The organism is Phocaeicola massiliensis B84634 = Timone 84634 = DSM 17679 = JCM 13223 (assembly GCF_000382445.1).
In the GTDB taxonomy this organism is placed as follows: Bacteria; Bacteroidota; Bacteroidia; order Bacteroidales; family Bacteroidaceae; genus Phocaeicola; species Phocaeicola massiliensis.
Genome location: NZ_KB905472.1, coordinates 1,314,659 through 1,337,782 on the forward strand (window position 1 = coordinate 1,314,659; position 23,124 = coordinate 1,337,782).

Sequence of the window (23,124 nt, forward strand, 5' to 3'; positions counted from 1 at the left end):
TAACTATAAAAACAAGGAACAATGAACATTTTCAGAAAAATCAGAGCTTCGCTTCGTTTACGTGAAGCAGTCAGACAGGCAGACGAAAAACACAAAGAAACTGGAGAACGTTACTATGTTATGCCTGCCGGTGGGAAAAAAGGTCAACTTATCATTATGGATAGAAAGAATTTCCGTAAGTTGAAACAGAAAGGCTACATCAATCATAATACGTTTGTGGGCGACCTTGAACGCGAATGCTTCTACTGCACGACTTATGGAAACGGTTCAGCTATGCTTCCTTCTGCTATTATTGCATTGAAACGAAAACAGTATTTCTCATGGCTTGATTCATTTTCAAATACCAAAGAGAATGGGAAAGTACGGAAATATTGATGGCATTGCCACACTTACCAATGACCCGCTCGCACTTGACAATATCAACAAGTTTAACATCGGAGACCGGGTGATGTGCAATGATAATGGGAAAAGCGGTACTGTATTAGATATAGATACTGATAAATACGGTTGTACCGTTCGTTTTGATGATACTGAAGAAACATGGATTGAATGCGACCAATTATCCAAAGAATAAAGAAAGGGGCATATCTGTGATGATGTGCCCCTTTGGTTTAAGTTCTCATTGCATTATGTAACTGATTTACTGCATCTATATTTGCATCTTGTTCGACCTGTTGAAGCAATTGAGGAGAAAGACCATCGGGCACTTTGCCCTGCTCCAACTGTTCCTTCTGTGATTTGATACTTTGCAACAATTCATCTGCAAACGGGAAATCTCCATGCTCAAGCAGCTGCTCTACACTGATTGCCTGAGACTGGTACAACTGCATAAGCATATCGTTAGCAAGATGCCTGTATGCCGGTGTTGAAGTGCTTTCGGTAATGCTTAAATCAAATTCTACATCACGTATTTTCTTCGGGTCATATTCGATTTGTGCACCACTCTTACCTGCAATATTGAATACACGTTTGCTATCATAAAACTGCTGCATATTCTTCACATCCTTATATGCTCCGTCCACTACAAAACAACTGAAGCATTCAAGCAGGTCGAGCAATGACTTCGTGGCGTTTTCTGTCTGTTGGTTATAGTGCGATGCACTTTCACCGGAATACCCGGGCTTTCCTTGTAATGCGCCCGTAACTCCCGATATATCTTCAAAAAATTTGAGTTGCATATTAAGCAGTTCCGCAATGCCTATATTTGTGGAGTTATTGGCCACCTGTTCCGGCACTTTTCCGCTTTTGCTCGGCTTGTATACGATGACACCGTTAAATTCCGTCCAGCTCTCTGCAATATCGTCAATGCTCACACCATCAGGCAAGCAATCTTCGGGCATCATCAGCACGCCTTTGGCACTCGCCCGCATTATCCAGTCATAGAGGGTTATCAATCGGTTGGTATATCGCTGTTGGTCGATTACATCAGCAACGAATGAATGGATTTCACCATCAATGAACGGATATGCCTTGAAAACATATGGATGGCTTCCATGCTCGTAAGGCGTTTCCCCCTCCCTCAATATGTCGCCAAAAGGAGAAAGGTAATAGAAATACCAATAATCGTCCACAAACCAAGTAGCTTTTATCAACGGAACCTCATCTTCCGGCATACCGGCTTCCTTGGCCATACGCATACGTTCTTCATTTTCAGTAAGCACCACTTGTGCGTAATCTTCTTCGTCTATTTTGAAAATATCGCCGTTTTGGTAGTCATGGCAACGGTATCTCGGTTTTTGCTCCTTGCGCCATATCTCTATCACACGGCATCGTCCCGGCTCGCTTGTGAATAGAAAATCGTAGTTCTCCAAGCGGCTATACCCGAAACGCTCCGCGTATGTGGCTATGTAATCTTTCCTTGCCGCCCACTTGTAAATGTCGCGCAATTGTCTGTATTCCTGCGGACTTGATGCGAACTGTTCACACAACTGTCCGAAAGAAATGTCGTGAACTTCTCCAAGCACGGAAACATCCCAACCTCTGAAATCTCTCATGTTGTTGTCGATAAAGAAATTATTGGGTTGTACATAGTCCGTCCAACAATCCTCTTTTCCATTACGCCAACCGTACGATTTACGGTGAACGATAAAACCGCTTATCAGGAACTCTTCCATAGTTCGGGCGTATACATCGTTCATTCGGTTAAGCTGCATGTTGCATTGAAGTATCGTACTCATCGTTTCACCAAGTTTCTGTTCATCCCGATCACGTGCGGTACAGGTCGGTTCTTTACTTTGGCTTCGATACACGCCAAGCACGCTTCGCACAAGCCTACGGATAAGGTTGTTTTTCAAAGGCACGTTGCCTTGACTTTTAATGTATTCTTCCTCGCTCATGGATTTTCCGTCCACACAAATCATATCGTCCCATTGGAAACCATAGGTATAGCGTTTGTTTCGCTCCCGGTCTTTCCGAAAGTCGTCCATCTGGCTCCAATAGTATTGTGCTTCCATAAGAATGTCAAATGCCCTGCGGTCACCATAACGTTTTGCAGAAACAACAGTATCTATCTCGGCGGCATCATTTCTTCCCGGAGCTATACGGCTCATTGGCAGCAATTTTCTTTCGCTTTTATTTACATGCATATTTTTATCATTTTAATGATTGCTCGGAACAAATATACTGCTCCGGGCAATCATCCTATGTTTAACTATTTACGGGTTTTGTTCATTTCTTCTATCATTTCCTTTTTGAGTTCATTCAATTCAGCCTCAATATTCTTACGTTCCTCATCATCAACTGTGTCATTCAGTTCATTATAGAGGTCGTCAATATCCCTACGATAATCCTCAAAAATTTCATACCGCTCGTATTCGGGTGAATTGTAAAGGAAATCAATCTTTTCCGCATAGTCAAATATGTCGTTGTCGGTATCTTCCTCATAGTGTTTTAATCTGGATTTCAATCGGTCATGCTCCTCTTTCAATCGGAAATACTCATTGTTCACAGCCCTGTACTCGGTGCGTTCGTCCCCGGCTTTGACCAGTCTGTTTACCAACAAGAAGCTGCGAGGGTCGTACTCTCGGTTGTCTGTAATGGTTTCTGCGGTCTTGCTCAATTTGTCGATTGTTCCGAACACGCCACCGAAATAACCGTTCAGCATATATTCAATTTTTGCCGGATTAAAGTCAATCGTTCCTTTTGTATATGGGTCTCCGCCCGTAGCTTCATTCATGGCATTGGCCAATCCGACAATGTATTTATTGGCGCTCTTATACGCCTTTGTCCATTCGGGCATATCTTTGTTGTAAGGTGTGTCTTTATAAAGTGGCATACCCGTCCAACTCTTTTCTGCAACGTAGGCTTCCCACAAGGGTTTGTAGGCACTCGGTACAAAGGCATTCAATCCTCCGCCGCCCTCCAAGAAATCAATAGGTAATATCTGTGTAGCCTGTCCTGTTATGGCTTCGGCAATTTCTTCGCCTGTAAGATGTTCCTTTCCGTTAAGAACGGAAATCATCAGTTCGCCCATGCCGTAAACAGCCCTGTATTCTACCGGAAGAGGAATTGATACCCAACTGTTTCCTGCCCTGAAAAGAATATTGCTGCGCCTTACATATTCGGGAAGATTATAGTATGCGTTCTTGTCATCATCGTCATCATCATCGCCACCCAAGTAGGCAACAATGGCACCAAGAAGGAACATCGCCGCAATACCTGTAAAAGCTTTGGCAGGATGGCGTTTCATCTGTCGTCCAAAGTTTGCCGTACCTTGAATGGCTGCATTCCAAAACACATAGCCGCTACGACCAAGTCCCGATACCAATGCACTGGCATTACCAGCCTTTGTCTGCCCTGTACTGTCATAGAATTTTGCTCCGCTGCCTTTCTTGTTGAAGTTTACACTTATCTCCTTTGCATCATAGATGGCTCTGTCAATGCTCCTGCCCATTTCGCGTGATGTCATGAAAGCGGCAAAACGGGCGCAGTTCTCAACGGCTCGGTTGTACTCATCGAAACGTTCGCCTAACAAGTCCCATGCTTTTTTTACAGGAATCTTGCCGTTCGATTTTTTCAGTTCCCTGCGTATGTCGTTCTTATGTTGTTCAATGTCCCGGATATTGGCATAGCCTGTTTCTCCTCCGTTCATCATGAACTGATGAAACATCGCTTCCGTCTTGTTACTCATATCAAGTGTCCCTTTGCGGTGCTTAGCCAAGAGTTGCTTTATTCTTACAGGGTTGGCATACATATAATTCCGATGAAAACGCAGTGCGTAGTTCGGGCTTTCCCTTATCCAAGTCATGGTATTGGTGTATAGCATATCTCGCATGAAGTTCGATACAATGAAGTCTGGGTTACGTGTGGTATAGAACGCACTCAACTGTCGGTTGATATTTTCTCCTGCACGGAGAATAGCTCCGATTGCCCCCGACATATCATTGTCGGGATTTGTCTGTCCGTTCAGTGCCTGTGCTGCGCGGGGATTGCCGTTAATGGTAATCACATAGTCCCTGCCGCCACGTTTCACTACAATTTGGTGCTGCCTCATATCCTGGCTTTCCACAATACGGTAAGGAATATTCACGGTATCCTTGCCGTGCTTGTACCGGTCAGGATATTGCTGCGCCAATGACTCCATTTTAGTTTCAAAGTCCAGCATCTTCCGTTCTACTACTTCGGGAGTATCTGTACTGTCTATGTTGTCAGGAAACACTGGCTTCCATTCGTCGGCCACCGTATCGTATTCTACCCAAATGTCGCTCACACTGACAAGGTCGCTCGAATGGTTGAGGGCGAAATTAAGGAAACGCTGTTTTACCAATTTGTTCCGGTTGCCCTGCATGATAGCACCTTCTGCCATTGATTGCAGGTTGGCAAACGGGTCATCCGCTTTAGACCTGCGTCCTTCCGCTTTCTTGATAGGAGCATTGAATGCACTTTGCTTGTGCGTCAGATATGCGTATGCTTCAGAACTGGTCTTTTCATCAAAACCACGTAGTGGAATGTAAAAATCATACATATCTGAAATCTTGTCAAAGGTCGCTTTGCTCATCATGCCACATTCGTATGACTTTGAAAGTATTGCTTTGCTCGCGGCATTGACTTTTTTCCAAAGGTCGGTAGTGTCGTGTGCCTGTTCGTAATCGTTAACCATTATCTGTGCTTCCGTTTCGGCATCAGTAACATTATCCATACCTGTAAGGGCTGTAAGTCCGGCATAGTCGGTTTGGTCTGCATCGGTTGCTCCGTTATTGATTGCTTCATTACGCATATATGTATTGCGTTCAAGACCGTGTTTCGCCATCATGTAATCAGTCAATTCCTCACGCTCTGCCTCAGTCCTGGCAAGTTTGGCAACCTCATCAAGCATGGGCTTGAACAGGGTGTGGGCAAATGCATCGGCCTCGGCTTTGTTCACACTTGACAGACGGTTTTCTCCCAAGTATGCGTTTTCAAATCCGTCCACATCCTCAATGTTTGTTTCCTTGCCAAGGATTGCAGTCATGGCTTCTTTCAAGCCGAGCATACTGTCCTGTAATGCTTCCTGTGATTGGAACATACCGCTTTTTACACGCCTTTCATAACGGTCACGAGCCAACTCCCTTTCATGTATTTCCGGGTCACCGGTACGGTATAGTGCATCATCACTTTCTGCAACAGTCTGATGATGTGGGTCGGAAACCGCATAATTTCCGACTTTCAGTTCATACTGCTTTGCCACATCAGCGGCTTCTCCCAATATGTTTCTGTATCTGCCCGGTTCCGCAAGGTTCTCGTAACTGCGCCACAAGATGTAGCGAAGTTCGTTGTCCGATAGAGTAACCCCTCTAAAATCCTCAAAGCCTATCTTATGAAGCATATTCAGGAAGAAATCCTTTATCTGTTGCCACCAACTTGCGTTGATGTTCTCAAATTCAGTTTCTTCTGCAAGCGAAGCAAGATATTCTTCGGTAGCCTTATGGAAATCCCAACCGTTTTTTGCAGCCATATCTACAATGCGTCTGCGTATGTTCTCATCGGCATTGTTGAATACATTATCAAGGAATGTATCAAAATGTTCTCCGAACAACTGGCGCAAACCATAGTGCGCCACAGCCTCATGCAGCAGTGTCTGTTCAACATCAAACGTACTTGTATGGTTGGGAATAACAATGGTTATCTTCCCTGTACTCTTCGAGTAGAAGCCTTTTGCACGCTGCTTCTTTCCATCCAAGACGGAAGCATCAGTAACAACCTCCACATTGTCAAGATGCAGTTTCTCTGCAAGGCTTTCCACACGTTCTGCCATTCTTTGGCGTTCACGCCGTGCAAATTCCCTCCGCTGCTTTGCCGTTCTCCTTGACTGACCGAGCAGCTTTGCCACTGGGTCATTCTCATAACTGACTTCATCATCGTTATATGCACCAATGCCGTTACGTTGGAGAATATCAGTTGTGTCATCCTTTACTTTTACGCCTAATTTGGCAAGTTCCTTGACAACTTCTATTATGCGCTCCTCGGGAATATCCGCACGCAACTTTCCTCGGTAAGGGTAGAAGTTTCCACCTGCGGCACGAAGCAAGGTTTTGTTCTCGTAGTAAACCGCACCGTCTTTCTTTGTCTTTGGAACAGTGAGGTAGAACATCTTTGCCCAACTGTTACCCATAATCTCGACCTTTCCATCGTGGCTTGTTATAGGAGTATAGTCTTTTATCTGTTGTAAACGACTGCTCAATGGAGCACCGCTCGTTTTCAGCATAGAAGCATTCCATTTGTCGGGCATTAAGATACCATCGTGAACATTACCGTCAATGTCTGTATAACTAATGAGTTGTCCAGGATAGCCTCCGTATTCATCTTGTGTATCGGCTATAGCCTGCAAGATATTACCTGTCATAATGAAACCTGTCTTTCGTGTCTCACTTGGTATCTGACTATCCCAATTATCAAGTGTGGTGGCACGTGCAGCATCCCAATTATCATTGGTTACCTTGTCAATGCTTCGCAACGCATCAATCTGTGAAAGTTTAATTTCAATACGTCTGCGACCGTCAAGGGTAGCAAATACCGCAAGTGTTGTTGAGGCTGTAATCTTGCTATCCTTTGTTTTGTAGCCACAGAAGATAGCAGAAGTAGCAAAGTCGAAAATCATTGACTCAAGGTTATCGGGCACAAGATAAGACTTGCCAACTTCAAACATTCTCAAGCGGCGCATCATCTGGTCGCTGTTCGTGTTGAGTCGCAAGATGTTGTCCTTATGCTTTGCCTCTACCTTTTCATTGGTCTCTGCGATAAAGTTATCTATGGCAACACGCTTTTCTTCATCGCTGCGTTTCTTCTGACCATTGATTTTTTCTGTCTGCTTGGCTATGTCGTCAATGGCTTTTGCCTTTGATTTCTCGTAGCGTTCATCTTCTGCAGCAATTCTAACTTCGTCCTCCTTGCGGATAGTTTCAATAACATTGTCAAGATAGGTATTCGGCTCAACACCCTTGTTTATCTGTTCTATTACCTTGCGTATCTCATCCGCTTTCATCGGCTTTCTCAACACATCCATTTCCACCTTTTCAACAAATGAATTGCGAGCAAATGGATTGTTTCCATCAGGGTCTATGCCCTCAGAAGATATGCGTTTCTCGATAGTCGTTGCGCGGAGTGGCATTACAGTAATCTTTAAGTCGTTACTGCCGGTATCATTGAGATATTTAATCAATTCGTTATAACGCCTTACGACATCATCGTAAAACTCCTCCTGCTCTTTTGTTGCCAATAGAGCGACATAACCTGTAATCTTGCGTGCATCATCTTCTTGCGGTTTGTAATCTTCAAGTTCGCTTGCCTGCACACGACCACCTCCGAGTCCTCCCTTTTTCAAAGGAGTACCCATTTTCTCGTATATATCTACATTATCACGAAGATACTCAACAACAACTTGACTACCATACTTGTTGAGTAAATCCGGTGCTTCCACATCATTACTTTCACTATCCTGTGAGGTCGTGGTATTAGCGTTCAACGATTTCAGTTTGGTGGAAAGCATCATCAGGAAACGGTTCTCGGCGGGTACAGGCAAACCGAGGTTGATGTAATAACCTCTATGCACCTGTCCTGTACGGTCTATACGTCCTATCATCTGCATATAGTCGTTAATATCGCTCAGCGGCTGTGCTATAATCATAGAACGCTGACGTTGGTCGCTGAATTTCTCTGAAGCGTGCAAACTGATACCTGTTGATGCAGACTTGTTGAGGATGAGGACATCAAGAACACCACTGTTGAACTCTCTCTGCATTTTCTTTTTGTCTTTGTCAGTTCTACGCTTGACAACGACACGTCCGTCATCGTTGCGCTCAACATACATATTACGTCCTGTCAATTCACCTACTTTGTATCCTTTCTTGTTCAGACGCTCGATAATGGCATCAAGTGGACTGATAAAGATATCGCTTGTGCTTTCACGAATGAAATCCTGCAACTCATAATATGCTTTTTCTCCTGCCGGACCTAATGCCTGTGGAGAATATCGCTCGTGGCGTTCGTTACCGTCCTCATCTTTGACGGTGTACTGCATAACGGTGTCAAGTCCTTTCAGTAGGCTTGCACTGAATGTTGGCTCATCAATGATTTCTCCTGCGGCATAGTCCTTAATACTGCTCTCCATTGTGCTTTCCAACGCAATAACAGGGTGGCGACCTGCATTGATTTCGGCTTCCACTTCATCTGCAATAGCATTGACTTTGAGGGCAAGCATAAGCTGCTTGGTGTAGTTGTAGGTCTTGCTTGCAAATGGCACGTTCTCAACGCCCATTTTATCTGTGCCTCGCTTCACACCTGCGCTCTCTGCCATAACAGCAAGTTCCATATCCAATGCTTCAATCATCGGCTTTACGTAGTCCTCTTGGAATTTGATAATGGCATTGAATGCTGCTATGGTACGGTCGTAATTCTCTCTTGCACGTCTAACAGTTTCGGGGTCAGTGATTGTTTTCCAATCGGTAACAACATCGCTCATATCTCGCTCTCTGCGTACCATTTGCCCTGCATTAGTCAATTCACGACTCATAATTTCTTGCAGAGTTACACCGCCTTTCTCAATGATACTAATCATCTTATCCGGATCAACCTTTGCTTGGCTCATCGCTGTACGAATTGCATACAAAGGCATTGTGTCGGGACGCTTTGCGAACGTAGCACTTGCAAATGTGGCGGCTTTCGCTCCACGAAGAATACTTTGCAGATAGGCACCTGTATTGCTCGAACCTGCCGCCGTATGACTTTCATCAAGGAACAGATAGTTATCCTTTGCAATGACACGTAAGAATGTGGCTTTCGGGGTAGCCTTGCCATTCTTCACGTTCTTGCTTTTCTTGGTGCGTGCGCCACTCTTTTTGGCAGCTTCCTCCATTTCTTGCTGACTGACAGCATCGCCAGTGTTTACCTGCGAATAGGTGAGTACAGCGAAGTCATATTCTTCGGGCAATGCTCCCGATGCAAAGACTTTTGCCATTTCTGCGGAAGATAGAGGTTTGTGTACTGTATTACCTTTGCTATCAACCATAGCACCGTCAGAGTTGAATATAAACGGCACGAGGTCTCCACTTCCAACATCTACCAAGTCTCGGTAAATATCGGAGAACAAGTCTGCTTTCTGTGTGATGAATACAGGTTTCTCACCTCGTTGCACTGCCCAACGAATAAGTGCTGCCATTTGGCGCCCCTTACCAACACCAGTTTGGTCGCCTATAATAAGGGCTTGTTCCTGTTTCATCTGATAGATTGCCATAGCGACACTGTCCATCTGCTCGGCGGCAAGTGCTTGATACGTTTCAGCAATGGTATCATATCCGAGTTCTGTCTTGACAAATTCGTCTATGCTGCCGTGCTGTGCTTCAATTTGAGAAAGCACTTTATCCATTGCCTCGACCATAGCTGCGGGGGCAACGCTTTCAAGTCTGAATGCTGTATTATGAGGACGATAAGGAAGTTTTTCTTCAGTCAAATCTCTTTTCTTGGGTTTTCCTTTTAATCCCAGTCCGATTCGTTGAACGTCCACTCCATCCACTGGCTGAGGCTCATTTCCCACAGTTCGTTGTTCAAGTCCTCTTCCGTCAGTTGAAGGCTTTCCAATGGTATCAGTTCCTCTCCCGGTCTCGCCAACTGTATCATTCTGTCCACGTTTTCCCAATACAGGTCGTTGGCCGCTCTCAGAGTTTCCCTCCAATCCGGTTCTTCCTCTCCGTTCTGTTTGGCTTCCACTCTCATCATCCGCCTCAGATTGTCTATTATGTCCTGCTCCGTCAGTTTCCCCGGATGCGTTGTCAGCGACAGACAGATGTCGCCCTCCTTGGCTACGTAATACTTCTGTTCCATTTGTCTTTTCATTAAAATTCAATACTTCGTTAATAATCTCGTACAGGTCGTCAAAACTTTCAGCCTTGCGGATTGCTTTGTTCTCCACAGGAGGGTATACGGCAGTCTGCGCCCGTTCCTCATTGGTTCTGCGGCCATCTATCAGTATCATACGAGTGGGGAATGTTGTACCTTGCTTCGCATACAGTCCACCGCCCATGTCAATAACGCCTTTCACGTTATAGTGGTCATATAAGTAGGTGAAAAATGGTTTCATGCTCTTTATAGCACCATTGTTCGCATACTCCATATTTCCACCGATGATGATAGCGGCTCTGCCGTCATCTTTCATGCTTGAAAGAGCGTTCAATGTTATTTGCGGGTCAAGTCCCGGTATCTTCTTTCCATCATACTCAACTGCCTCACGCTTTCCGAATGGGGGATTGGCGATAACAACATCATAACGCACATCGCCATCGAATGGCTCTGTCGCATCCTGCTGTGTTACTTGTGCAAATCCCTGTTCACGTAGGTTGTCCAGTCGTGTTTTGTCAAGTTCATTTACATGAACCTGTCCGACTGGAATAGTGAAAACTAACATCCCATTACCCGCAGTTGGTTCTAACACGCTTCCGTCTGCTTTGTCAGCCATTGCAAATCGGCCGGCAATCCAAGCCATAGGAAGAGGCGTGGAGTACTGCTGCATCTTTATACGGTTGCTGCTTCGTGCCGAAATGGTTGGTTGCATTTCATAAAGTTTGCAGATTAAATCGTATGATTCTCTGCTAGCACTTCCTTTACGTTCAATAACCTCACGTGCAGCTCTGACCAATCCGTCCTCAACAAGTTCCTGCAACAAAATATCAGTTCTTCCATCATTATCTACTTCCATTCCCAACTCACTTGCACGCTTGCGTAGGTCTAAAATGCTTCTGTATGGCTTTGTCCCATTGTCAAGAGCCGCAAGCATATCAGCCTTTACTGTCATTGCAAATTGGCGATGCAGTTCTGCATCAGCCTTGTCATTTTCAGTAAGTAAATCACCAAATAACCCACCTGTTTGATTCCGTGAATTTACTGCTTTTTTCTCATTCTTCTTACGTGCAGGGCGACTTTTTTTGATACGTTCCTGTGCAATCTCTGCCTCTTGCTCCACCTCGGTCTCTCTTGTTACGGTTTCGGCGGTAGCAAGCGCATCAATACTTTTCTTATCGAAATTCGCCACATCGAATTGTTGTACCTCATCGTATGGAGTCATGTCTGCATCCAGTCCGTTCTCTGCCACCTCCGGCAAATCTCTCGCACCATTGTAAAATGCTTTAAGGTAAGGGCGTATGGCATCGCCCAAGTCTGCAATCATGGCCGTTGCATACTCGGCAAACTTACGTGAACCTTTCTCCAAATGGTAAACAGCCATCTCTGTTCCAATGGCAAGAATCTCAGGGTCTATACCTATATTCATTTGACCGAGCAACTTCTTACGCATACGCTCACGAAGTTCTGCATAACGCTCATCAGTAACAAGACGGTTACCACTCGCTTCAGTCTTTTTCTGCGAATTGTCTTGTTGTTGCTCACTCCGCATATCGTTGATAAGAGTTCGGACTTCATTAGCAAACTTATCTGCACTATCTTTAGTCAGGAAAATAATATTTCCTTCATGATAAACGTCTCCACCACGCTTCTCTCCTAAATCCATCACAGCCTGTTTTTCCGCATCAATCATCTTCATCAAAGTACGAACAGAATATCTGTTATCCATTTCCTTGTCAACAACGAAATCTGTCCTTTTGTCACGAATTTCATCCTTTGCCTTGCGATCAAGTTCTCGGGTCTTAATTTTATTTTCGAGCGAAATGCCAACTGCATCCAAAACTTCTTGCATACCGTTCTGAGGATTGCGAAGAATGTCTAACATTTCCTCTGGGCTGTTGGTTGTCTGACGAAAACGTGCATCACCAATAGGTATGGGACCGCTCACATCATCACGACTTAATGTAGTTTCCCCTGTTTCTTTATCAACAAAAACAGAGTATTGCCATATAGGAGTATATTCCTGCTTTTCCTCCTGCTTCGTGGCTTTCTGTTGTTGAGGTTCTGAAAACTGCACATTGCCGTCATTTACTTCTGACAAATCAGACAAAGACAAAGGTGGTTGTGATTGTGCATCGGTTGCATATTCTGCCAAGCGTTCAGCATCTTCCTTGCTCCGCATCATGAAGCCTTGCTTTTCCTTGTCCCACCAGCCTTTCAGTTGTTTGGCAAACATTGTGGTGTGCTTCCGAACAGTATCTCTTAATTTATTATTGAACTTCACAAGGTGCATATCCAACACCTTACCCCTTTTGGTGGTATATTGTGCCTGAGTAATGGTGTATGCAGCATCAGTCGGTGTTGTCGTTTCTTCATTGGAATTGTTTTGTTCCAATTTCCGCTGTTCAGTAAAGAGGTCGTTTATTTCGGAAATAATGCGGGCTTCCTCAAATATATCACTCTGACCATGTGCGGCTTCTTGTTCCTTGTGCAGTTCTTCAATGCGTGATTTGATTTCAGAAAGTCTGTCGACTTGTGTACTTGAACTCTGTTCCTCAACACTTTTGACTGATTTGTATTCAGCAAACGCTTTAGTCTTACGGTGGCTACTATCTATCCACTTCTCGAAATCCTCCAAGTTTACGGCAGTTACCACTGTCTTGTGATTATTTGCCCAGTCGCTGTCATAATTCGCGAAGTAAGCTGCCTCGGCATCGTCAGTCTCATTGAAACCAAGCATTACCTTATGCTCATCAAAGCTGCCGTCCTCATTATACTGGTCCACCACGAACACCCTGCGTCCGTTCCACCCGTCAATATCGTCAGAGAGGAACACGTCTATGTGGTCTCCATCCACGCCCTCCGTGCCACGAATGTAGCCGTAGGTGTTCTGCATGATCGTTTCCCACTTGTTGCCCTCTGTGTCTATTCCACTACGAACGGATCCTTTCGGGTTCTCAATGGTGATATTGAATGTACCAACCTGCACATGACCTTTCTTATAATTGCCAGCTTCTTTCTGTTTCTCCGTAGGAGTAGTATCGGTTTCTTTCTCTGCCACTGCAACAGCATTGGCTAAAGACAAAGATGCATCAATATAATTAAGAACATCCAATAAGTCTCCGAATGTTTGACCGTCATACTCATAAGCGCTACCTATATAATTACCTTTCGTATCAGGTGCATCAACTTTTATAACTTTATGAGTACCATCAACAATAATTGTCTGTTTATAAGTATCGCCATACTTTCCGCTTTCAATCCAATCATCTTCTTGAACTTCAATACGTCTTGCTATTTTTGCACTAAGTTGATTGTCAGTATCATCAGAAGACAGCATTTCTTCTTGTGATAAAGAAGATTCTATTTCGCTTTGTCCACCAATGCTTTCAGTTCTTCCTGTATCATCAGTTGTCCCATTTCCGTTCTCAACTCGTTCTCTTGGCGCAAGAGTTCCATTGCTTCCTTGCTGCCCTCGTTGGCTTGTTGCAGTATCGCCAACCAATACATTGCTTCGTTGTTGTCCATTGTAATCTAAATTTAATGCTTCTTTAATAGCCTGTACGAGCGTCCGAGGGGTATTGTCCGGTTGTTCGAACAGAGTTTCTTCCTGTGTGCCTTGTATAAGGTCATAAATCTTGCCGAATGTATTTTGAATGAAGCTTTGGCTTTCACCTTTATACATTGCGGCCAAATGCAGGACAAAGTTACTGAAATTATCAGCAGGGAGATAACTTTCCCCAGTGACATCATCCATTTGATACTGGCGTTTCCAACTTTCTACGGCAGTACGTGCTTCCTTGAAGTTCTTTGCCTCTGCAAACATTTTATCTTGGGACAAAGCATAGTAAGCACGAACGGAATTCTGTATCTCATCTACCATTCGTTCACTGTTCGGACTATCATAATCACGAAAAGCAGTGGCAAGAATAGCCTTTTGTGCTTTTACCGGCAATACGTTGAACATTTCCTCCAACCGTGTACTACCGTCCTTGAAAATGCTTTGATACATGATACCACGCAAATCATTCTTGGATTCGGGAGTCAAGTTACCCTTGCTGTCAAACGCACTCTTGTATTGTGTGGGACTGATGAAACCTCTTTGGCTCATCCATTTTAGGACACTTGCACCGTTGGCATCCACAAGCCCGGCAAACGACACTTCATCGTCCGAGGCTCTGAGTAACAGGTTGGCAAACGAACGTACTTCGATTCCCATACGCTGTAAGGCATTTTTCGGTTTGATTCGTTCCACACCTCCGCTTTCGGTGTCCTGTGCTACGTATTGTCCCAGAGGAATAGCCGTAGCATCGTCCACATGAAGCATATTTACCAGCACCGGACTTTGTAGGGCAGCAATATCTTCAGCACGCAAACCAAACTCTTCCGCATGGTCTTTCAGGTATTGCCTATATGCTTCGGCCTGTTCCGGATGGCTTTCCCACATCAGACGCAAGGCATCACTGCGGTTGTTTCCCTGTATAACTTCACCACGTTCGTTTACGGTCGGCGCACCGGTGTAAGCGGTAATACTCGATGTGATTTCTTCCGGACGAATGTTCCCGGCGATTTTCCGTGCAGACAATACGCTCGCTTCGTCATTTCGTTCCTTGGGTTGCGCTTCATCAATAAAATGCAGAGGATTACGCACACCTTGGATATGGCTCGGTTGCAACAACGATGCGTCAATCACGGCCACATGACCGGGAGCCAGCACATCATTGCTGAACTTCACGTTCACCTCTTTACCTTGTACGGTCTGCAATGGTTCTTGCCTGTCAATCTTATGGCCGTTCACACGTCTGTACCCCCTTGCGCGGGCATCCTGCGGTGTATCATCCACCATGTCGGGAACTCCGTTAAGGGCTTCACGCTCGACGCGTTCGGCTTCCTCACGCTCTGCACGCAGCTTTTCTTCTTCCGCTTTGCGTAGGGCGGCAGCTTCATCAGCCATTCGTTTGCGTTCCGCATCCGCTGCCATTCTTCTACGGTTGGCAGTACCGGCTATCTTCTGCCAAGCGAGCAAATCCTGTTTGGCTGCATCAATCGCCGCTTTGCGTTCTTTCTCGGAAGCAATCTTTTCGGCAATGGAGTTGCCACCTTTCGATTTGGCTTTCTCCAACTTCTTCAAGGCTTCTTCCTTGTCGGCAACCATTCCATCGGCTACGGTCTGTGCCATATCCTCATCACCCTCAGTCTGCTCCACAATGGCATCCCAAGCTGTGTCGCTGTCGGCCTGCTCATATAGTGGATTTCCCTGCTCATCCTTTGGTATTCTCTGCATGGCAGGAATATTTTGAGGGGCATTGTTATCATTTTCGGGAATATTTTCCGCACCATTGTTGCTCTCATTTTCGGCAGGGCGTTCAAACGCTACTCCGTTATGCTCCAACAACATATTGTCAAGTTCATCACGGGTAAACAGGTTCACACGCTTGCCGTTGATAGGGGCTTCGGTAAATACCTCATACTTGCCGTCCGCATCAGCATCCGCTGTGATATTGCCACGGACGGTAACGCCGTTCTCATCGGTAAGCGAAACAATGTCATTGAGGGCGTATTGTGGTCTTTCAGCCTCTTGCATTTCCTGTTTCCGTTCGGCATTCTCAATGGTTCTCTGCTGCTCGAACTGCGCCACACGTGCCAAATTTGCCGCATCAGCCTGTTGCTGTATGGTTTCTTTTGCCAACGGGAAGATATTCACGCCGTCCGATACGTTAACTGTGCCGTCCCCATTATCCACAATACCGTCCTCGTTGGCTATAACCTGTACTTGCATCTGTGAACCATCCTGTCCGGTAATAGTATAGGCATCACCCGGATTGAATGTAACCTTACCGTCGATCTTATCAGCCGCTTCACGTGCGAACTGCTCCACAATGGCTTGTTCTGCCAATTCTTTTTGCTCGTTAGGGTCTTGCGATTCATCAAGAGACAATACTGCATCAGGTGATACTTGTTCAAGTGCGCCGGTTTCCGAATCGCGAATGATGATGCTGTTGTCCGAATCAGTTACGCTCACACCGCTACCATCGTCATACGGTACAAGCTTGCCGCTGATTACATACACCTTCCGCTCATCCTGCTTCATGGTTGCCCCCTGTATCATGCCGGTATTATGGTTCACACGTACATCTATCATTGAGTTGCTCTGCTCGATACGACCGTCTATATCATCACGTACACGTTGTATCATGCCGTTATACACCTGCTTGGCATTAATATAATCGATTACGGAAACCTTATCTTCATCATTCCATTGTTCGTTGCCATTCACAAACTCTAATGCGGCAATTGGATTTTCTTCAATCATTGCAAACATGCTCTCATCCACGAGGTCTGCAACCCTTGCACGCTGATACTCATACATGTTCTTTGCATCGTTCATCTCCTGCGAAGAAATGATATTATACCCGTCGAGATAACTGTCATTTGCTTGTTGTACACTTTCGTTTCGGTTGCCGCCACGTGATTGAGCCATAGAAGCAAGGTTAAATCCTCGCAAATTCAACGAGCGTTCCATATAATCCAGAACGGCAGCTTTCTCATTGATGGTAAAATCTTTATCACCGGCAATAAGTTCCGCAACTTCACCGATATTCTCATTGGTAGTAAGGTCAAGCGTCGCCTTTAATGGCTCCCATACCTCTTTGCCGAGTAATTCATTCACTTTTGCGTCCGCTTTATTTACACCATGCTTCATGGAAGTATAATTTGCAGCAGACAAAGTATGTTTTCCTGCGCCCATCAATCCCATAGAGAGTGCCATGCCTCCCCAAATGTCACCATGAAATTGGCCACTGGCAAACAAATTGGTACGTGTACCGTCCGGATTCTGTTGATAGGCATCATCAAGATTGAGCATGGTGCGCCACAGTTGTCCATAGTATTCTTCCGAAACCTCACCGACATAATCACTCACACCCATTTTGTTGAACATCTGATGAGTTTGTCCCATGATACCGTTCAACGCACTTGCGTCAGCCTTTGAAAGCACTGCACCGATACGTTTTGCACCTACAACATTGGCGAGTTTGCTCATATTCCCAAGAGTAAAGACCGGATCAAGATGTGCACCGAACATTTCCGAATAATTCTCAATGATGGCATTGGCTTCACTTTGCCAAATGGCATCCCCCCAAGTCTTGTCGTTGGAAAAATCATAGTTGCCGTTCTCATCAACAACCACATCACCCAGTTTACGGTCAATAATGTCAGCAGTAGTTTTCCCTGCCTGTACTGTATTGGCCATAAGTGGAGCGCGTACAAGCAAATCATCTGCAGTTGTACCGAGTGCTTTGATGGTCCAGTCGGTTGCATACCGTCCCAAACCTTTGGCTCCATTTTCTTTGATATAGGACTTGAAACCCTGCTGAGCCATTTTTTCAGCCGTTTCTTTGCTTATAACCTTTGTTGCAAGTTTGGTACTTCCTTTGGAGAAAGAGGACAATCCGTTAAATCCTCCACCTGTCAATACGAAATCCAGCATGAAGGACGGCATATAGCCTGTCATTACACCTGCTCTGTTCCAAAAATCTGCATTTCCGCTGTATCTTTCCTCTGCTTGTTGCTTCTCATGGATTGCGCCCATCATTGCATCATGCGCTTCACGTTCACCCTCTGTGGCATTTTCTTTTTTCAGTTCATCGGCATTCATCATCGTAAATGCGTCACGCATATCACCCATACCGAAATCCCACGTGCGCACATCACCCATAGTGCGACCGAAACCACGCCAAAAGCCTACATCTACACCGTTTTCACGGTCTTTCTGTTCTTCAAGGTTCTTAATCAGTTCCTCTGTTTCACGAATGGCTACGGATAACGCACGGTTTTCCTTGTCAGATTGTTGGCGGGGCGTATAAGTGGCAGCTCCCAGTATGGCAGCGAGAGGGGCTTTGTTGTTTTCTGTCTCTTCTGCCCATTCCTTGTGTACTTCTGATGCTCTTTCCTCTTGCTTGGCTTTCAACTCCTGCAACCGGAGGTTTGCCTTGCGCAACTGTCCGCCTATGGACATATCGGCAGCTTGGCGGTACTGAAAGCTTTCCATGTCAGCCAATGACTTGCTGTAATAACGATTTCCGGCAGGAGTGAGGAACGTTTTCTCCAACTTTCCACTTTCAGGATTGAATATCATCTTTCCCTCTTTGGTCTGCAAGCCGGGATTTATCCCATATTCCTGCATATTGTCTATGCGTTCGTTGAATGTTTGTGTATGGGATTTCACATCGTTCATAATACGGTCGGTTTCGGTCAACATCGCTACTTTCTCCTTTTCTGTAGGTTGCCATGTCTGTTCATTAGCAGGTGAAATGGGTTCTTCAACCGTTCCGGAAGCACTGTTTCCCGATTGTTGCGATGAGGTTCGTTCCTTTCCAAACCCTATATTGCTTTCAAATTCTTCAAACGGCTCCATATCATAACCATCTTTTACAAGAGCGTCGTAAGCCGCTTTACGTTTGGTTGAATCTAACAGGTTCTTGCGAAAATCTTCTTCGCTCTCCATGTCGTAACCATCAGAAACAAACGTATCATACAGTTTTTTTATCTTATCCTTTTCTTCAGGCATAGTATTTTATTTATGATGTTGGACTTTTCTTTTTATTATCGGCCGTTGGACTTTTTTTCTGTGGCTTAGAAGAATGTCCTTTACCGGGCTTTGTCGTTTCAGATGTCTTGACGGTTTTCCCTCTTCCACTTTTGACCTCGGTGGTCGAAGCCTGAGTTTCTTCGTTCCATGTTCCATTGTCTATGGCGTTCTGACGCATGGCTTCATACGAGTGTGCAAAATGCTTGTTACCATCGCTGTCATACCACGGATATTCTCCGGCCTTTCCACTGCCACCACCTCGGTTGTAATATTCTGCTCTGGCATTGGATGCGGAAGCGGAAGCCTTTGAAGCACCAGCTTTAGCCTTTTCGGTTTCAAGCCTTGCCTTTTCAAGTTCTTCTGCATATTTTGCTTCAATTCCTTTGCGTTTGGCTTCAGCTTCGGATGCGGATATTTTATTGCCTTGCAGTTGGAGATTCAATTCAAACATCTGCCTGTCGCGTTCCTCTTTGGCATCGTTCCGTATGCGGTTATAATCGTCAAGACCAAGCTGCCTTTGCCACTTACGTTCACGGTCATCCCTTTCTTCATCAGCGATTTTTGCCCTCATCAGCCCCTCATAATATTCTTTCTCCTTGCCTTCACGTTCTTTCATCAGCTTGTCATATCTCACTTTGGTACGTTCTGACATGGTATTCTTACCGGTATACATATTTGGAGCGTACTGCGTGGTGAAGAACAAGTTCGAGAGTGCCGATATACCATCACCAATGGCTGCGAATATCTGTTCACGTTTCTGCTTCTTCTTTTCTTTAGCAAGTTCCTCGTCCGTTGGCGGTTTATAGGGATTGAGTTTTTTGTACAATTCAGCGTATGAGAGACTGCCACCGTTCACATCGGCTTGTTTGGCCGGAGGTGCAGCGACCGTTTCAGATTGGGAGCCGGTAACGGCAGGAGCCGCAGTTGCTTGTTGTTCCGTCCATTTCTGTGTACCCTTTGCCGGGGATGATACGGAAGGAGCGTCTTGCTGCTGTTCGTGCCATTCCTTAGAGCCTTTGGGCGGAGGCGTACCACCTCCGTTTCCTAAAATATCATCCATTGTTGCCATATTGAAATAGTTTAGAAAGGCATTTGACTTACCGCGTTAGTTACTCCTTGTACAGCTCCCGATATGGCATTGGCCTTGCCTTGCTCAATGGCGTTAAGCTGTTCCACGAAAGCATTGTCGTTTTGCATATAAGTGGCTTCGATATTGTCCTTACGTGCTTCTGCATCAGCGGCAATCTGTGATGTTGCATCGGCAAGAGCCTTGTTGTTCGCTTCTTTAGCCGCTGCCACACTTTCATCAGTACCGCCCATGACGGCTGCACTACCGGCAGCGGCTTTGTTACGTTGTTTTATACTCTCTTCAGTTTGCGTAAGGATGCGTTGTGCATCAGCCCGCTGAGTGGCATCCTCGTTGTACCGCCTGTCGTACCAGTCCTGATTCTTTTGCCGTTGAGCCTCAACATTACGTTTTGCTTTCTTCATGGCCTTGGATGCCTTGATCCCACCGAAAATGCTGCCTGCAGCACCTATGGCACTTCCTATTAAACCCATAAGACTTTATTTGATTATTAAAAGTTATACCTTGCGTGCGAAAGTAAGCCGTTATCTTCGCATCATCATTTTATCTTTTTACATACAAATCATTATGGCAATAGGAAAAAAGACCGGAGGGCGGCAAAAAGGTACGCCCAACAAAATAACGGCACTGGCAAAAGGGATGATTGAGAAATGGCTTGAAGCGCACAACACTATACCCGAAGGAGATGTGACGCCACTAATAATGCAGGACTTCATGGAACTTGACCCCAAAGACAGGGTGAAAGTGTCGACAGAGTTCATTAAAATCATCATGCCTAAGAATATCAGCATAGACGATGGCGAGGTCAAACTCACCATTGAGGACAAGCTTGTCAAACTTGCCGGAGAAGAAGACGAGGAAGAATAATCTATTACCCTCTACTTTAGATTGTCTTCATGTCAAGGGAACCCCAACCCGAAAAGGGGACGATTTTACTGATTTGCTTTGAAGCGATGTTCGAGAGAATGTCGCTTTTTTCATGTCTGGACCGTAAAATTTCTTCGGAAGAAAAGGGCATTTCTTCGGAAGAAATAGCAATAAATGTACAATTATACCCCATTTCTTCGGATTTCTTCGGAAGATATTGCCTTAATTGTACAGAAAAGGGGTATTTCTTCGGAAAAAACACGCATAAATGTACATTCTTGTACAGATTGAATTTTTTATGCGAAAATCAGCTCAAAAGCACCTCAAAAATCTTCTGAAATGGCTGAAATGAGCTATTTTTTGACATAATTTCAGAAGATATTACATTTATTTCTTCGGAAGAAATAACCATAATTGTACAGAAAAGGGGTATTTCTTCGGAGGAAACAGCCATAAATGTACATTTCTTCGGAAGAAAAGGGTATTTCTTCGGAAGAAATAGCAATAAATGTACAATTATATCCCATTTCTTCGGAAGATATACCATAAAATAAATATATATATCTACTACTACATCTACCGCGCGTGCGTGCGCACGTGAAGAAATTTTCGATTTTAGGGCAAGAATAAAAATTGAATAAAAAAGAAAGCCTACAAAGAAAAATACCTTGCAGGCTTATATCATTTCGTGAAGTCACAAAAAAAATCAGAATCCTTTCCCTTTCTGCCGTTGGTACACCACCGTCTGGTCTTTGTCGAGGTTGACGATTTTGAACATCACCATTGAACGGTTCGGAATATCATCCGGCAGCATAGTTACGAGCCGGGCAATCACCTCGTCCACATTGTTGAAGCCTACATCGGTCAGTTCCGCCACCTTTTGCCCGTTGTGGTATGCAGCCGCATTCACCATATAGCGGTATGACAAGCGGAAATGCACATCCTCCTGTTTCTGCTCACGTACAGAAGCCTTACCGGAGAAGAAAATGAAATCAATTACTTTCTCGTTCAGTTCCCAAGCAGGGGAGAAGTCAATCTTGATATACCCTCGTGTTACGTTGTGTCCATTGCTATGGTTCATGCCAAACGCCACTTCCGAGATAGAGGCACGTACATCATTCTGAGCTACTGTTCCCCATGTATGCCGGAACGTGTAAGCCGAATACCACTCTTCCTTTGGCATTCCCATAGCCTTGCATAATTGCCTTATCCCACTGTTGACATTGGCGCAAAAACTGTCCGATGTAGTCATGCGCTGATAGAAATTGAACAAACGCTCATCATCTTTTGCCGTGTTCATGTACTTTTCAAATAGCGGCTGGATGATTGCTGGCACCCGCATTTCCATATACGCACCATCCGCACGGAACTTCTTCGTTTTGGCCCGTTGGTAGTGGATAATTCCGTTCCGGTAATCCTGCTTTCTTAGATTGTACAGATCAATCGTGTTGATTCCTGCAAGGCAAAGCACCATCATAGCAACATCACGCCCGAACTCCGTCTGTGGATATTTCATCTTACTTTCCGGCAGAGGGAATGAAAAGAACTCCCGACATGCTTCGGGGGTAATGGCAAGCTTCTCCGCACGATCAGCCGTTGGTATTTCCACTTTCACCCATGGGTTGACTTTGATACGGATTATACCGTTATCGTAATCGTTGTACTCCAACATGGCGGCTTTAAATACCTGACGCATACAGATTGGATACATTTCCTTTGCCCTATGCGTCTGTTCAAGCGACTTTATCCATTTGTTCACCTGCGTAGAGGTCAACTGAGCGAACATCACTTGGTTGGTTCCGATGAACCGTTCCAGATGTTGTAGGGCAAGCTTGTAGTTCTTAGCATTCCTTTCCTGCCCACGGTCAATCATTCTGTCGATATGCACTCTCGCATAATCCGAAAAACAAATATCGTCATTGCCGTTCGTAAGAAAATCCACCACTTCCTTGACCGTCCAATGTTCAATGTCTTTTTTGTTGAGCCGCTCGTTATATTCCACTATCCGCCCGGCACAATACTGAAGCACGTAGGGGTCTTCGATTTCTTTCGCTCTGGAAAGTTCTTTCTTCGTGACCATCTTGTCGGTCTTCATGAATTGTGTCCCCCTATGGTGGGTAACTCTGATATAAACCGGATAAAATCCGTCCTTGCGTTCTTTTTGAACACACGCTTTAAATGGTAACCATTCTATTTTCCGCTACGACAATTTTATCGGCTGTTTTTCAGCCGATAAAATAAAAATGTCCGTAAGAAAATAGTTTAGTTTTAACAT

The 23,124-nt window shown here is 44.9% G+C and carries 8 protein-coding genes; 3 read left to right on the forward strand and 5 right to left on the reverse strand.

Going from position 1 to position 23,124, the window contains the following annotated elements; all coding sequences use genetic code 11:
- Positions 1–21: 21 nt before the first annotated feature.
- Together HMPREF1534_RS13410 and HMPREF1534_RS13405 are read left to right on the forward strand one after the other, a co-directional pair.
- Entirely contained in the window at positions 22–375 is a 354-nt protein-coding gene (locus tag HMPREF1534_RS13410; RefSeq protein WP_005938240.1) for a hypothetical protein, read from the forward strand.
- Entirely contained in the window at positions 353–574 is a 222-nt protein-coding gene (locus tag HMPREF1534_RS13405; RefSeq protein WP_005938244.1) for a hypothetical protein, read from the forward strand. Before HMPREF1534_RS13410 ends, HMPREF1534_RS13405 begins: the two co-directional genes overlap by 23 nt.
- Positions 575–611: 37 nt before the next feature.
- Here HMPREF1534_RS13405 and HMPREF1534_RS13400 read toward each other — a convergent pair whose 3' ends face one another.
- From HMPREF1534_RS13400 to HMPREF1534_RS13385, 4 genes are all read right to left on the reverse strand, one after another.
- A complete protein-coding gene (locus tag HMPREF1534_RS13400; protein WP_005938247.1) occupies positions 612–2,585 on the reverse strand; it encodes a portal protein in 1,974 nt (657 codons plus the stop codon).
- A gap of 65 nt (positions 2,586–2,650) precedes the next feature.
- Entirely contained in the window at positions 2,651–18,874 is a 16,224-nt protein-coding gene (locus HMPREF1534_RS13395) for an LPD38 domain-containing protein (protein WP_005938250.1), read from the reverse strand.
- A gap of 10 nt (positions 18,875–18,884) precedes the next feature.
- Positions 18,885–19,964, reverse strand: coding sequence for a hypothetical protein (locus tag HMPREF1534_RS13390; RefSeq protein ID WP_005938253.1), 1,080 nt, complete (start codon positions 19,962–19,964; stop codon positions 18,885–18,887).
- An 11-nt stretch (positions 19,965–19,975) separates the two neighbouring features.
- The gene (locus tag HMPREF1534_RS13385) at positions 19,976–20,455 is read right to left on the reverse strand and encodes a hypothetical protein (RefSeq protein ID WP_005938256.1); all 480 of its coding nucleotides are present in this window, start codon (positions 20,453–20,455) and stop codon (positions 19,976–19,978) included.
- A gap of 94 nt (positions 20,456–20,549) precedes the next feature.
- On the opposite strand from HMPREF1534_RS13385, the gene HMPREF1534_RS13380 reads away from it, so the two are divergent.
- Positions 20,550–20,849: a hypothetical protein gene (locus tag HMPREF1534_RS13380; RefSeq protein WP_005938259.1), complete on the forward strand. Its 300-nt coding sequence runs from the start codon at positions 20,550–20,552 to the stop codon at positions 20,847–20,849.
- Between the two features lie 706 nt (positions 20,850–21,555).
- Here HMPREF1534_RS13380 and HMPREF1534_RS13375 read toward each other — a convergent pair.
- Positions 21,556–22,944, reverse strand: coding sequence for a tyrosine-type recombinase/integrase (locus HMPREF1534_RS13375; RefSeq protein ID WP_005938262.1), 1,389 nt, complete (start codon positions 22,942–22,944; stop codon positions 21,556–21,558).
- Positions 22,945–23,124 lie beyond the last annotated feature (180 nt).

Bases quoted from the DNA above. Each gene is read 5' to 3' on its own strand.
- HMPREF1534_RS13410 (WP_005938240.1), top strand. From the start codon at position 22: ATGAACATTTTCAGAAAAATCAGAGCTTCGCTTCGTTTACGTGAAGCA.
- HMPREF1534_RS13405 (WP_005938244.1), top strand. From the start codon at position 353: ATGGGAAAGTACGGAAATATTGATGGCATTGCCACACTTACCAATGAC.
- HMPREF1534_RS13400 (WP_005938247.1), bottom strand. From the start codon at position 2,585: ATGCATGTAAATAAAAGCGAAAGAAAATTGCTGCCAATGAGCCGTATA.
- HMPREF1534_RS13395 (WP_005938250.1), bottom strand. From the start codon at position 18,874: ATGCCTGAAGAAAAGGATAAGATAAAAAAACTGTATGATACGTTTGTT.
- HMPREF1534_RS13390 (WP_005938253.1), bottom strand. From the start codon at position 19,964: ATGGCAACAATGGATGATATTTTAGGAAACGGAGGTGGTACGCCTCCG.
- HMPREF1534_RS13385 (WP_005938256.1), bottom strand. From the start codon at position 20,455: ATGGGTTTAATAGGAAGTGCCATAGGTGCTGCAGGCAGCATTTTCGGT.
- HMPREF1534_RS13380 (WP_005938259.1), top strand. From the start codon at position 20,550: ATGGCAATAGGAAAAAAGACCGGAGGGCGGCAAAAAGGTACGCCCAAC.
- HMPREF1534_RS13375 (WP_005938262.1), bottom strand. From the start codon at position 22,944: ATGAAGACCGACAAGATGGTCACGAAGAAAGAACTTTCCAGAGCGAAA.